The 12,387-nt window shown below is 74.9% G+C and carries 10 protein-coding genes and 1 pseudogene; 8 read left to right on the top strand and 3 right to left on the bottom strand.

All coding sequences use genetic code 11. The annotated features are described in order from the left end of the window. Window positions 1–260 precede the first annotated feature (260 nt). The 3 genes from ACFWPI_RS38655 to ACFWPI_RS38645 all read left to right on the top strand — a co-directional run bounded on the left by ACFWPI_RS38655 (window position 261) and on the right by ACFWPI_RS38645 (window position 1,997). Window positions 261–848 (top strand): 50S ribosomal protein L25/general stress protein Ctc, encoded by a 588-nt coding sequence (locus ACFWPI_RS38655; protein ID WP_063348047.1) that lies wholly within the window; start codon window positions 261–263, stop codon window positions 846–848. A 109-nt stretch (window positions 849–957) separates the two neighbouring features. Beyond that, window positions 958–1,536 carry an aminoacyl-tRNA hydrolase gene (gene pth, locus ACFWPI_RS38650; RefSeq protein WP_063348046.1) on the top strand — a complete coding sequence of 193 codons (579 nt, stop codon included), beginning with the start codon at window positions 958–960 and terminating at the stop codon, window positions 1,534–1,536. A 179-nt stretch (window positions 1,537–1,715) separates the two neighbouring features. Then, window positions 1,716–1,997 (top strand): hypothetical protein, encoded by a 282-nt coding sequence (locus tag ACFWPI_RS38645; protein WP_380381093.1) that lies wholly within the window; start codon window positions 1,716–1,718, stop codon window positions 1,995–1,997. 141 nt (window positions 1,998–2,138) lie between these two features. Here ACFWPI_RS38645 and ppc read toward each other — a convergent pair whose 3' ends face one another. After that, the gene (gene ppc, locus ACFWPI_RS38640; protein ID WP_079135660.1) at window positions 2,139–4,949 is read right to left on the bottom strand and encodes a phosphoenolpyruvate carboxylase; all 2,811 of its coding nucleotides are present in this window, start codon (window positions 4,947–4,949) and stop codon (window positions 2,139–2,141) included. A gap of 259 nt (window positions 4,950–5,208) precedes the next feature. Between ppc and ACFWPI_RS38635 the strand changes: the two genes are divergently transcribed. Continuing rightward, window positions 5,209–6,477, top strand: a complete 1,269-nt coding sequence (locus ACFWPI_RS38635; protein WP_063348044.1) for a sensor histidine kinase — start codon at window positions 5,209–5,211, stop codon at window positions 6,475–6,477. Between the two features lie 81 nt (window positions 6,478–6,558). Here the strand turns inward: ACFWPI_RS38635 and ACFWPI_RS38630 are convergent, their stop codons facing one another. Further along, complete coding sequence (locus ACFWPI_RS38630; protein ID WP_380380559.1) at window positions 6,559–7,068, bottom strand: SUKH-3 domain-containing protein; 510 nt, start codon at window positions 7,066–7,068, stop codon at window positions 6,559–6,561. An 83-nt stretch (window positions 7,069–7,151) separates the two neighbouring features. After that, window positions 7,152–7,613, bottom strand: a complete 462-nt coding sequence (locus ACFWPI_RS38625; RefSeq protein ID WP_063348043.1) for a YwqJ-related putative deaminase — start codon at window positions 7,611–7,613, stop codon at window positions 7,152–7,154. Window positions 7,614–7,993: 380 nt separating this feature from the next. Here ACFWPI_RS38625 and ACFWPI_RS38620 point away from each other — a divergent pair, with 380 nt between their 5' ends. The 4 genes and pseudogenes from ACFWPI_RS38620 to ACFWPI_RS38605 all read left to right on the top strand — a co-directional run. Continuing rightward, the gene (locus ACFWPI_RS38620) at window positions 7,994–9,178 is read left to right on the top strand and encodes a Gfo/Idh/MocA family protein (RefSeq protein WP_380346270.1); all 1,185 of its coding nucleotides are present in this window, start codon (window positions 7,994–7,996) and stop codon (window positions 9,176–9,178) included. Continuing rightward, window positions 9,175–10,341: a DegT/DnrJ/EryC1/StrS family aminotransferase gene (locus tag ACFWPI_RS38615; protein ID WP_380380555.1), complete on the top strand. Its 1,167-nt coding sequence runs from the start codon at window positions 9,175–9,177 to the stop codon at window positions 10,339–10,341. Before ACFWPI_RS38620 ends, ACFWPI_RS38615 begins: the two co-directional genes overlap by 4 nt. 107 nt (window positions 10,342–10,448) lie before the next feature. Further along, window positions 10,449–11,450 carry an SMI1/KNR4 family protein gene (locus ACFWPI_RS38610; RefSeq protein ID WP_063348042.1) on the top strand — a complete coding sequence of 334 codons (1,002 nt, stop codon included), beginning with the start codon at window positions 10,449–10,451 and terminating at the stop codon, window positions 11,448–11,450. 60 nt (window positions 11,451–11,510) lie between these two features. Next, a pseudogene (locus ACFWPI_RS38605) lies at window positions 11,511–12,387 on the top strand (hypothetical protein); the annotation flags it as partial.

The raw sequence follows: 12,387 nt of genomic DNA, 5'->3' as shown, positions 1-12,387 counted from the left end.
GGTCCGGATCGGACCGGGGCCGCCGCCGATTTCACGGGAGGCCGTTCATGCGGTTAGACTCGTGAAACTGCTCGGCGAGGGATGCCGTGTGCCTGCTTGCCGGGTGCCCGCTCCGTGATCGACGCGCTGCCGGTACCGGATTCCCGTCCGCCGGCAGAGGCCGTTACCGCCGAGTGACCCCCGAACGTACTGAGGGTGTGGTCCCGGCGGTTTTTCGCGTTGCCTGCACCCCCGCGCCAGTCTTCCCGAGGAGTGCAGTCGTGTCCGAGATCCGCATCGCCGCTGAGACCCGTTCCGAGTTCGGCAAGGGTGCCGCCCGTCGCGCCCGCCGCGCCGGCTTCGTCCCCGGTGTCGTCTACGGCCACGGCCACGCCCCGGTTCACCTGAACCTGCCGAGCCACGACCTGATGATGGCGCTCAAGACCCCGAACGCCCTGCTGGTCGTGCCGATCGAGGGCAAGGACGAGTACGTGCTGCCCAAGGCCGTCCAGCGCGAGGCCATCAAGCGCACCATCGAGCACGTCGACCTGCTGCTGGTCAAGCGTGGCGAGAAGGTCACCGTCGAGATCCCGGTCCTGACCGAGGGCGAGCTGGCCCCCGGCGGCAACCTGCTGGAGCACGTCCTCAACGCGCTGCCGATCGAGGCCGAGGCCACCCACCTGCCCGAGTCGGTCACCGTCTCGGTCGAGGGCCTGGAGTCCGGTGCCTCCGTCCTCGCCAAGGACATCGTCCTGCCGGCCGGCGTCACCCTGGCCGTCGACGCCGACGCCGTCGTGCTGCAGGTCATCGGCGCCCAGGCCGCCCCGGCCGAGGACGAGGCCGCCGAGGCCGAGGGCACCGAGGCCTGAGCCTCGCCCCACCAGCTGTGACCGCTGCCCCGGTCGCTCCCCTCGGAGCGGCCGGGGCAGCGGTGTGTCCGGGAAGATGACGTAGAGCGCGCACAGGAGGAGAGAGGGCATGGCGGACGAGTACGAGGGCCCCTGGCTGGTGGTGGGGCTGGGCAACCCGGGCGAGCAGTACGCCCGGAACCGGCACAACATCGGGTTCATGGTGGTGGACCTGCTGGCGCAGCGGATGGGCGCGAAGTTCAAGGCGCACAAGAGCCGGGCGCAGGTGGCCGAAGGGCGGCTGTCCGGCCGCCGGGTGGTGCTGGCCAAGCCGATGTCGTTCATGAACCTCTCCGGCGGGCCGGTGACGGCGCTGCGGGACTTCTACAAGGCGCCGGCCTCGGCGCTGGTCGCCGTCCACGACGAGCTGGACATCGACTACGCGGCGCTGCGCCTCAAGCTGGGCGGCGGGGACAACGGCCACAACGGGCTGAAGTCGATCACCAAGTCGCTGGGGCCGGACTACTACCGGGTGCGGTGCGGGATCGGTCGGCCGCCGGGCCGGATGGAGGTCGCGGACTTCGTGCTGAAGGACTTCTCCGGCGCCGAGCGCAAGGAACTGGAGTGGTTCGTGGACCGCTCGGCGGACGCGGTGGAGGCGCTGCTGTCCGAGGGGCTGGAGCGGGCGCAGGGCACCTACAACTCCTGACGCTCCATCAAGTCCGGGAGTGGTGTTACGCAACAGTCGTACAACGCTTGCCGGTCCAAACCTGAATCCGTGTGAGAAGCCTGTGCGGGATCGGATAGCGTCGGCCTGGTACGCGAACGAGTCCTGGGGAGTTCTCGATGCGGGGTTTTCGTCCGGTCCGCCGATTGCGGCGGCTCCGGGTGGTCCGACTGAAGCAGTTCGGACGGCGGGTCGGCACGGCCGGTGCGCTGGGGGCGGCCGGGGTGCTGCTCTCGGGCGGCGCGGTGGCGCACGCGGACGCGGTGGCCGAGCCGGATCCGGGGGGCTCCCCGGAGCCCGCGGCGGCGCAGTTCGGGCCGCTGCTCGGTGACTCGATGGGCACGGACGCCGGGCTGCTGGCGGTCGGCGGCGGCCTGGTGGTCGCCGCTGGCGGCGCCGCGCTGTGGCTGAAGCGCCGGCGCGCGGGCGAGCCGGGCGAGTAGCCGTCCGCGCGGTGACACGACACCGGGCCGGTGCCCAAGGGCGCCGGCCCTTTCGCGTGCCCCGGGCCCTTCCGGTACGGGACGGGGCCGCCGCCCACCCCGGAGGGCGGACGGCGGCCCCGTCCCGTACGCGCGGTGGCGTCAGCCGGTGTTGCGCAGGCCGGCGGCGATGCCGTTGACGGTCAGCAGCAGCGCGCGGGCCCGCAGCGGGTCCTCGTGGCGGCCGGTGGCGACCTCCTCGCGCTGGCGGCGCAGCAGCGCGACCTGGAGGTAGGAGATCGGGTCGAGGTAGGCGTCGCGGACGGTGAAGGTCTGCTTGAGCACCGGGTTGTGCTCCAGCAGTGCGCCCTCGCCGGTGAGCCGGAGCACCTCGCGCAGGGTGAGGTCGTGCTCGGCGACGATCTGGTCGAAGACGTGGTGCAGTTCGGCGGGCACCAGCTGCTCGACGTAGTGGCGGGCGATCCGCAGGTCGGTCTTGGCCAGCGTCATGGCGACGTTGGACAGGAAGTTGCGGAAGAAGTGCCACTGGCCGTGCATCTCGTCGAGCACGCCGCCGAGGCCGGCCGCGCGGGCGGCGGCGAGGCCGGAGCCGACGCCGTACCAGCCGGGGACGATCTGGCGGGACTGGGTCCAGCCGAAGACCCACGGGATGGCCCGCAGGCCGTCGAGGCCGGCGCCGGAGTCGGGGCGGCGGGACGGGCGGGAGCCCAGGTGCAGCGAGGCGAGCTGGTCGACCGGGGTGGCGGCGAAGAAGTACTTCGGCAGGTCGTCCTGCTCGACCAGGGCGCGGTAGGCGGTGTGGGCGGCCGCGGAGACCTGGTCCATCGCGGCGTCCCAGCGGGCCAGTTCCTCGGGGGCCTGGCGCGGGGCGGTGTGCAGCGCGGAGGCGGAGAGGGTGGCGGAGATGGTCAGTTCCAGGTTCTCCCGGGCGAGGGAGGGGAGCAGGTACTTGTCGGAGATGACCTCGCCCTGCTCGGTGACCTTGATCTCGCCCTCCAGGGTGCCCCAGGGCTGGGCCAGGATGGCCTCGTGGGAGGGGCCGCCGCCGCGGCCGACGGTGCCGCCGCGGCCGTGGAACAGGCGCAGCCGGATGCCGTAGCGGTGGGCGACGTCGCGCAGCCGGCGCTGGGCGCGGTGGATCTCCCACTGGGAGGTGGTGATGCCGCCGAACTTGGAGGAGTCGGAGTAGCCGAGCATGACCTCCTGGACGTCGCCGCGCAGCGAGACGAGCAGCCGGTAGGAGGGGTCGGACAGCATCTCGTCGAGGATGAGGTCGGCCTTCTGGAGTTCCTCGGTGGTCTCCAGCAGCGGCACGATGCCGATCTTGGCGATGCCGCCGTGCAGGTCGATCAGGCCGGCCTCGCGGGCCAGGACGGTGGCGGCGAAGACGTCGTCGGCGCCCTGGCACATGGAGATGATGTAGCTCTCGACGATCTCGTCGCCGAAGCGCTCGAAGCCCTCGCGGATGGTGTTGAAGACGCCGAGGGTCTTGGTGCCGGCGGCGTCCAGCGGGGCCGGGGTGGGGGCGAGCGGGCGGCGCGAGCGGAGCTCCTTGGCGAGCAGCTTCTGCCGGTACTCGCGGGGCATGTCGGCGTAGCGCCAGGCCTCCTCGCCGAGGCGGTCGAAGAGCTGGCCGAGGGCGTGGTGGTGGGCCTCGGCGTGCTCGCGGACGTCCATGGTGGCGAGCTGGAGGCCGAAGGCCTCGATGGTGCGGATGGCGCGGGCGAGGCGGCCGTCGGCGATCAGCTCGCCGCGGTGGGCGCGCAGGGAGTCCTGGATGAGCCGCAGGTCGGTGATCAGCTCGCGGGTGCCGAGGTAGTCGCGGCCCTCGACGTGCGGGGTGCCCTGGGCGAGCCGCTCGCGGGTGTTCTCCAGCTTGAGCCGGACGCAGGTGGCCTTGAGGCGGTAGGGCTCCTCGGCGTTCATCCGCTTGTAGCGGGGGCTGAGCTCGGGGAGCTGGTGCAGGTCGGTGTTGAGCGAGGCGAGCAGTTCGACCGAGGCGCCGGCCAGCCGCTCGGAGGTGGAGAGGGTGCTGCGCAGGTCGTCGACGGCGGCCAGGGCGTCCTTGATGCCGTACTCGTGCTGGAGGTTGAGGACGTCCCAGGTGACCTGCGGGGTCACGTTGGGGTTGCCGTCGCGGTCGCCGCCGATCCAGGTGCCGAAGGTGAGCGGGCGGACGCCGTCGGGCAGGGTCAGGCCGACCCGGCCGAGCTCCTCGTGCAGTTCCTCCAGGACCTGGGGGACGGCGTCGCGGTAGAGCTCGTCCAGGTAGTAGACGGCGTTGCGGGCCTCGTCGGTGGGCTCGGGGCGGGCGATGCGCAGCTCGTCGGTCTGCCAGAGCAGGTCGATGACCTCGGCGAGGCGGCGGTCGGCCTGGCGGCGGGCGCTGCTGGTGCGGGCCGGGTCGGCCTGGGAGAGGCCGGCGGCGATCTCCTCGCGGTGGATGCGGTCGAGGAGTTCGCCGATGCGGCGCAGCTTGTTGAGGACGCTGCGGCGGGCGGCCTCGGTGGGGTGGGCGGTGAAGACCGGGCGGACCGCGAGGTGGGCCAGCGTGTTCTCGAGGTGCTTGGGGTCGGCCTCGGCGAGCTGGTCGGCGGTCTGGGCGAGCAGCGAGCCCTCCCGGGCGCGGCGGGTGGCGAACTCGCGGCCGCGGTGCACCTGTTCGGTGACGTTGGCGAGGTGGAAGTAGGTGGAGAAGGCCCGGACCAGCTTGGCGGCGGTGTCCAGGTCGATGTCGGAGAGGAGTTCGGCGGTGGCCTCGCCGTCGGTGCGGCTGAGCAGGCGGACCTGTTCGACCAGGCCCAGCAGCTGGGGGCCTTCCTGCCGGACGAGCGTCTCGCCGAGCAGGTCGCCGAGGCGGCGGATGTCCGCCCGCAGGGCCGCGTTGTCGGCAACTGGGCCGGTGGCGTGGACAGTGGGGCTGTCCGCCGGGGTGGGGACCGGAGCGGTCACGGCTGGCTCCCTGTGGTGGTGGGGTTCGGCAACGGCTCATCGTCACAGGTCCGCCCGCGTGTGGCGGGTGTGACGCGTGCGGACCGCGCTGTCCGACGCGACCAGCATAGGTGTCGGGGCGGTCGCTGTCCGCGAGGTGGCCGGATGGCGGACAGTGACGCCGCAGGCCGCATGTGGTCTGGACCACTTGAGGGTCCGGCGAGGTGTCGGGGGCAATCCCGGTGGGGAGGGGAGGGGGTTGCCGCTTAGGGTGTCAGCCATGAGCAAGTCGCCTGGGGAGCGCGCGCCGGTCCGGCCGTTCTGGTGGTGGGAGCGGCCGCGCAGCGCCTTCCTGGACATCGGGCTGGCGGTGCTCGCCGCGCTGGAGTGCGCGCTCAGCACGATCGCCTTCCTCTCCGGCCGGGTGCACCTGGACGCCGCCGGGATGGCCGGCATCTCGCTGCTCGGCGTGGTGGCGGGCGGTTCGCTGGTGCTGCGCCGCCGCTGGCCTGCCGTACCGGTGCTGGTGACCCTGGTGGCGATGCCGGGGATGCTCGGCGTCCTGCTGCTGGTGGTGTCGCTGTACACGCTGGCGGCGACCTGGGAGTGGCCCACCCGGCGCTGGCGGGTGGTGGCGCTGTCCGCACTGGCCTTCGCCGAGACCGTCGCCGTGATGATGGTGTCGATGCTGACGCCCGGCGACACGGCGGTGGAGCAGCCGCCGCTCTGGGGCCAGGTGCTGATCGCGGTGCTGGTCTCCGTCGGCCTGACCGTCCCGCCGGTGGTCACCGGACTGTACGTGGGCGCGCGGCGGCGGCTGATCGACTCGCTCAAGGACCGCGCGCACGGCCTGGAGACCGAACTGGACCTGCTGGCCGAGCAGGCCCAGGAGCGCGCCCGCCGGGCCCGGCTGGAGGAGCGCACCCGGATCGCCCGGGAGATGCACGACGTGGTGGCGCACCGGGTGTCCCTGATGGTGGTGCACGCCGGGGCGCTGGAGCGGATCGTCGCCAAGGACCCGGAGAAGGCCGCGCAGAGCGCCAAGCTGATGGGCGAGGTCGGACGGCAGGCGCTGAACGAGCTGCGGGAGATCCTCGGCGTGCTGCGGATGGACGACGAGCGCCAGCCGGAGCCCGACTCGCTGGCCGGGCTGCCCCGGCTGGTCGACCAGTCCCGGGCGGCCGGCATGGCGGTGACGCTGACCGTCAGCGGCAGCCGGCAGGAGTTCACCGGCGAGGCCGAGCAGACCGCCTACCGGGTCGTCCAGGAGGGCCTGACCAATGCGCACAAGCACGCGGGCGGCGCACAGGTGTCCGTCCTGCTCGCGTACGCGCCCAACGGGGTGCGGGTGAGCGTGGTGAACGCCTGCCCGGGTGGCGGCGGGGGCGCGGCGAAGCTGCCCAGCGGCGGCAACGGGCTGGTCGGGATGCGGGAGCGGGTGATCGCGCTGGGCGGCACCTTCTCCTCCGGGCCGGAGGCGGACGGCGGGTTCCGGGTCGAGGCGGTGCTGCCGTCCCGGCTGGCGGTCCGGGCCGAACGGCTGCGGTGACGCGCCGCCAGGCCCGGCCGGTCAGGCCCTGTCCGGCCGAGCGCGTGTCGGCCGCCTGACCCAGGGCCCGCCGGACCGCCGTCAGGAACCGTCGGCGGTGCGCAGCCGCTCCGGGGCGGTGCCCAGGACCAGGGTGGTGACGGCCTGGTCGATGCCGTGCCCGAGGAACCACTCGCCGGTGTGGTCCAGGCTGTAGACCCGGCCCTCCTCGTCGACGGCCAGCAGCGCCTGCCCGTACGCCTCCTCGCCGAGCGGGGCGAGCTGGCTGCCCAGGGCGCGGCCGAGGTCGAGCAGGGTGCGCGGCTGGTGCAGCCCGCACAGCGGGTCGATCAGGAACGGGGTGCGGGCCAGCTGGCGGCCCGGGCCGGCCAGGTCGAAGGCGAGGCCGCCGAACTCGGCCCAGGCCTCCACCGCCGCCGGGAACACCGCGTGCCGCAGACCGGACGGCCCGCCGTACCCGACCAGGGCGTCGGCCCACTCCTCGGCCTGCCGTATCTGCCAGCGGCCGGGGTGCCAGCCGGCCGCCTTGAGCTCGGCGGCGACGTCGGCGGGGAAGCGCGGGCGGGCCCGCCCGGCGGGGGCGGCGGACAGGGTGGCCGGCGGTGGCGGGGGCGGGCTGGGCGGGTTCAGGGCGGACTCCAGGGCTCGGGGACAGGGGGCGTACGAGGGCGCGGTCAGGGCGCGGGCGGCCCGACGGCGACGCTCTGCACGGTGAAGTGCTCCAGCATCGGCGCGCAGGAACGGCACGGCGGGGCGTGGGTGCCGTGCGCCGGGTCGCCCTCCTCCCGGATGCGAACGGTCGTCATCCGGGAGCCCTTGAGCGCCTTGCGGGCCTCGTGCAGGGTCATCGGCTTGCGGGCGGCGCGCTTGGAGCGCCGGCCGTCGACCGCGACCAGGTGCTGGGAGAGCAGGACGGCCTCCGGGCAGCGGCCGGTGAACCGCTCGCGCGCCTCGACGGGCAGCGTGTCCAGGAACTCGCCGACCAGCGGGTGCAGGACCGGCCGTCGGGCGTCCTTGTCCCCGGCCAGGGTGTGCACCTCGCCGCCCTTGAGTGACAGCGCGGCGGCGACGGCGGGCAGCAGGCTGTCGCGGTGGTGGCGCAGCACGGGCGGGCCCGCGGGCTCACCGGTGGTCATGCGTCGTCCTCCTCCTCTGTTCCCGCTGACGGAAGGACCGGTGGGACGGTCCGGGGCAAGCCTGTCAAACGACACCGACATCCGCACAACCGGGGTGCGGGGGCGGACGAACGACCGTGCGGGACCGGCCGGGCCGTCACCCGATCCTCGCCGGACCGGGGCCGGATCCGCACACCGTCGTCACGACTTGTCCGCTGATTTCCCGAAACCACCTCCGGGCCGGGGGCACGGCCGGTACCGTTCCGGCAGCGAGGCCGAAGGGGATCCGGCCGACCGCCCGCGGACGCGCGGACGGGGCCGGACCCGGTGCCCGCGCCGGACGTTGGGGCCGCCGGGGTGGGCCCGCGCCCGCCCCGGCGGCGGAGCGAAGGGGCTCGTGGATGACGTCGGAGCAGCCCGGTAGGAACGGACCACGGCAGCGGTCGGGGGCCTGGGACGCGCAGGCCGCCAACCAGGCGCCCGGTGGGCACGTGCCCACGCCGGGCGAACCGCCCCGGCCGGCACCGGAACGCCCGGTGGGCCTCGCGGTGGTCGGGGCCGGCTACTGGGGCCCGAAGCTGGTCCGCAACGCGCAGGACACCCCGGCGCTGCGGCTGCACTGGCTGTGCGACCTGGACGAGGCCAAGGCCCGTGCCGTGCTGGGGGAGTACAGCACCGTCCGGGCGACCGGCTCCTACCGGCGGGTGCTCGACGACGAGCGGGTCGGGGCGGTCGCGGTGGCCACGCCCGCGGCCGCGCACTACCGGCTGGTGCGGGCCGCGCTGGAGGCCGGCAAGCACGTGCTGGTGGAGAAGCCGATCACCACCTCGGCCGCCGAGGCCGCCGAACTGGTCGACCTGGCCGAGCGCAGCGGGCTGGTGCTGATGTGCGACCACACCTTCTGCTACACCCCGGTGGTGCGCCGGATCCGCGAGCTGGTGCACGGCGGCGAGATCGGCGACATCCAGTTCTTCGACTCGGTGCGGATCAACCTCGGCCTGGTGCAGCCCGACGTGGACGTGCTGTGGGACCTCGCCCCGCACGACCTGTCGATCCTCGACTTCGTGCTGCCGCCCGGCGTCGAACCGGTCGGGGTGTCCGCCCAGGGCGCCGACCCGATCGGCGCCGGCCGGGCCTGCGTGGCGTACCTGACGGTCCGGCTGAGCAACGGCGCGCTGGCCCACTGCCACGTCAACTGGCTCTCCCCGACGAAGGTCCGCACCACGCTGATCGGCGGCTCCCGGCGCACCCTGGTCTGGGACGACCTCAACCCGCAGGCCCGGCTGGCCGTGCACGACCGCGGCGTCGACCTCACCCCGCCCGACCAGCTGACCGACGCGATCCGGCACCGGGCGCTGATCTCCTACCGGGTCGGCGAGATGGTCGCGCCCGCACTGGTCGAGCAGGAGGCGCTGCGCAACGTGATGGCCGAGTTCGCCGCCGCGATCACCGAGCGCCGGGCCCCGCTCACCGACGGCCGGGCCGGGGTGCGGGTGCTCCAGCTGCTGGAGGCGGCCTCGCTCAGCCTCGAACTCGGCGGTGCCACCGTCCCGGTGGGGTCCGGGGACCGGGCGGCCGCCCGGTGAGCGCCGGCATCCCGTCGGCCGACCCGATCCCGCCGGTCGGCCCGATCCCGCCGGTCGACTCGATCCCGTTGGTCGACCTGGCGGCCGCGCACGCCGAGGTCGCGGCCGAGGTCCGGGCCGGCTTCGACCGGGTGCTCGCCTCCGGCGGCTACGTCAAGGGACCCGAAGTGGACGGCTTCGAGCGGGAGTACGCCGACTTCACCGGCGCCCGGCACTGCGTGGGCGCCGGCAACGGCACCGACGCCCTCGAACTCGCCCTGCGCGCCCTCGACCTGCCGCCCGGCGGCGGGGTCGTGCTGCCCGCCAACACCTTCGTCGCCACCGCCGAGGCCGTGCAGCGGGCCGGGCTGCGCCCGGTGCTGGTCGACGCCGACCCGGCGCACCTGCTGATCGACCCCGAGCGGGCCGCCGGGGCGCTGCCCGGCGCGGTCGCGCTGCTGCCCGTCCACCTGAACGGCCAGCTCGCCCCGATGGGGCCGCTGCTGGAACTGGCCGACGGACGGCCGGTGGTGGAGGACGCGGCGCAGTCCCAGGGCGCCCGGCAGCACGGGCGCACCGGCTACGGGCGGATCGCGGCCACCAGCTTCTACCCGGGCAAGAACCTCGGCGGCTACGGCGACGCCGGGGCGGTGCTCACCGACGACGACGAACTCGCCGCCGCCGTCCGGCTGATCGGCGACCACGGCGCGCGCGAGAAGTACCGGCACGAGCGGTTCGGCTTCAACTCCCGGATGGACGCGCTGCAGGCCGTCGTGCTGCGGGCCAAGCTGCGCCGGCTGCCCGCCTGGAACGCCGCCCGCCGGGCCGCCGCCGCCCGCTACGACGCCCTGCTCGGCGGTCTCGACGGCCTGACCCTGCCGCGCACCGCGCCCGGCAACGAGCACGTCTGGCACCTGTACGCGGTGCGGATCGGCCCCGGCCGGGACCGCGACGCCGTCCTCGCCGCGCTGCGCGCCGCCGGGATCGGCGCCGGGGTGCACTACCCCGTCCCGGTCCACCTCCAGCCCGCGTTCCGTCACCTCGGCCACCGCGCGGGGGCGTTCCCGGTCGCCGAACGGGCCGCCCGCGAACTGCTCAGCCTGCCGCTGCACCCGCACCTCACCGAGGCGCAGCAGACCAGGGTCGCCGGGGTGCTGGCCGGGGCGCTCGGGCAGCGGCCCTGACGGTTCCCCTTCTTCTCCCGGGCGGGGGCCCGGGCCCGGAGACGACCCCCTACGCTGGTGTCCAGCAAGCGCTTCGAGAATTTGCAGCAGCCAGTGGGGGCTCCCAGATGACGACAGGTCGGCCCGGCGTCGCCGCCGCACCGAACGCGGCGTACGCAGGTCAGGTGGTGCAGTTCCCGGACCCGGTCCGCGCGGAGCGACACCCCGCCGGGGTCCGGGTGGACGAGTACGGCTACCCGGACTTCGGCTCGTACGCCGCCGCCGCGGCCGAGGTCGCCGACCCGCCGGACGGCTTCGGCGTGGACGAGCTGCGGCTGACCGACTACGTGTCGGCCAACGCCGCGCTGTTCACCCAGGGCCACCCGCTCTGGGCCGACCTGGACACCGCCGTCGCCACCCCGCCCGGCTGGACCTGGCACCACGCGGTCGGCCGGGCCGCCCCCGGCTGGCGGCGGATGGAGCTCGTCCCGGTGGAGGTCAAGGCGCTGCTGCGGCACCACGCCGGCCTGGCCACCTCCGCCGCCGACCACACCCGCCGCGGCACCCGCCCGTTGCAGGAGCGCCGGCCCGTGCACTTCTCGCTGGCCAAGGACGGCGGCGACCCGATCGGCGTCCCCGAGGACCTGGTGCAGCGCGCCGAGGAGCGCCTCGGCTACCGGCTGCCCGGCGCCTACCGCACCTTCCTCAAGCTGGGCGGCGGCCGCGCCCCGGTCGGGGTGGCGCTGGACACCGAGCTCGGCATGCTGCTCGACCAGCCCTTCCTCACCCTCAGCGAGGAGTACGGCACCCAGGACGTCGTGTACGCCAACAAGTGCCTGCGCGACCACCTCACCAAGGACTACCTGGGCGTCGCCTACGCGCAGGGCGGCATCGTCGCGCTCAAGGTGCGCGGCGATCGGGCCGGCTCGGTCTGGTTCCACCTGTACGACGACGCCCGCGACACCGGCGCGCCGGAGGCCCCGGAGGACCGCTGCGCCCGGCTGCTGCTGCCCTGCGGCGAGGACTTCGACGCGTTCCTGCTGCGGCTGGCCGGCAGCCCGCCGGAGCTGGAGACGGTCGCGGAGCTGATGGTGGACGGCGGGTTCGCCCGGGCCGTCCCGGTGGACTGACGTGGCCGCGGCGGTGCAACGAGCGGGGACGACGAGGATGGGGACAGGGGTGAACCGGGCGTGGTGACGTACGCGCAGGCGCAGGAGCTCGCCGAGGAGTGGATCAACGGCGGGGTGCCGCAGCCGCAGCAGCGCGAGGTACGGGTCCGGGAGTTCGACCTGGGCTTCGTCTGCTGGGCGGTGGCACCCGGGGACGGGACGGCGGGGCCGTCGGGTGCGGGGGACGGGTCGGCCGGCGAGGCGCGACTGGTGATCGCCCGGGACTCCGGCGCGACCACGCTCTGGCCCGCGCTGCCCGTCAACGAGGTGGTCCGGCAGTACGAGGAGGCGTACGGGCGGCCGGTCGCGGCCAACCCGGCGGGGGCGGCGAAGCCCGCGCCCGGGCCGGTCGAGGCGACGTCCTTCCTGCTCAGCCCGCCGCAGTGGCTGCAGGAGGCGGGGGCCGCGGCGATCGCGGCGGAGGCGGAGCGGCTGGGGGGCCAGGGGGCTCCGGCTGCTCCGGTGGTTCCGGCTGTTCCGGTGGCCGCGCCGCCCGCGCCGGTCGCTGCGGCGCCCGCCGTGCCGGCCGCGCCCGCCGTCGAGCCGCCCGTGCCCGCCGTGCCGTCCGGTTCTGCCGGTCCTGCTGGTTTCGCCGTCCCGCCGCAGGCCCCGGCCCCGGGCCCCGTGCCGGTGCCGCCGGTCGGGGCCGAGGCGGCCACCGTCCTGATGCCCGAGGGGCTGCGGACCACCGGCTCCGACCTGCCCGACGCGCCCGCGCCGGCCGGGGCCGAGGCCGCGACCATGCTGATGCCGCCGGAGGGCGGCTACGGCATGCCGCCGGTCCCGCCGCCCGCCGCCCAGGCGCCCGTGCCCGCCGCCGTCCCGCCGCCCGCGCCCGTGCCGCCTGCGGCCGTCGAGCCGGCGCCGACGCTGCTCGCGTCGCCGGACGCCGTGCCGG

This window comes from Kitasatospora sp. NPDC058492, from assembly GCF_042720685.1.
Taxonomy (GTDB): domain Bacteria; phylum Actinomycetota; class Actinomycetes; order Streptomycetales; family Streptomycetaceae; genus Kitasatospora.
Note: the sequence above shows the minus strand (reverse complement) of the source record. Positions and strands in the feature narration are given on the sequence as shown.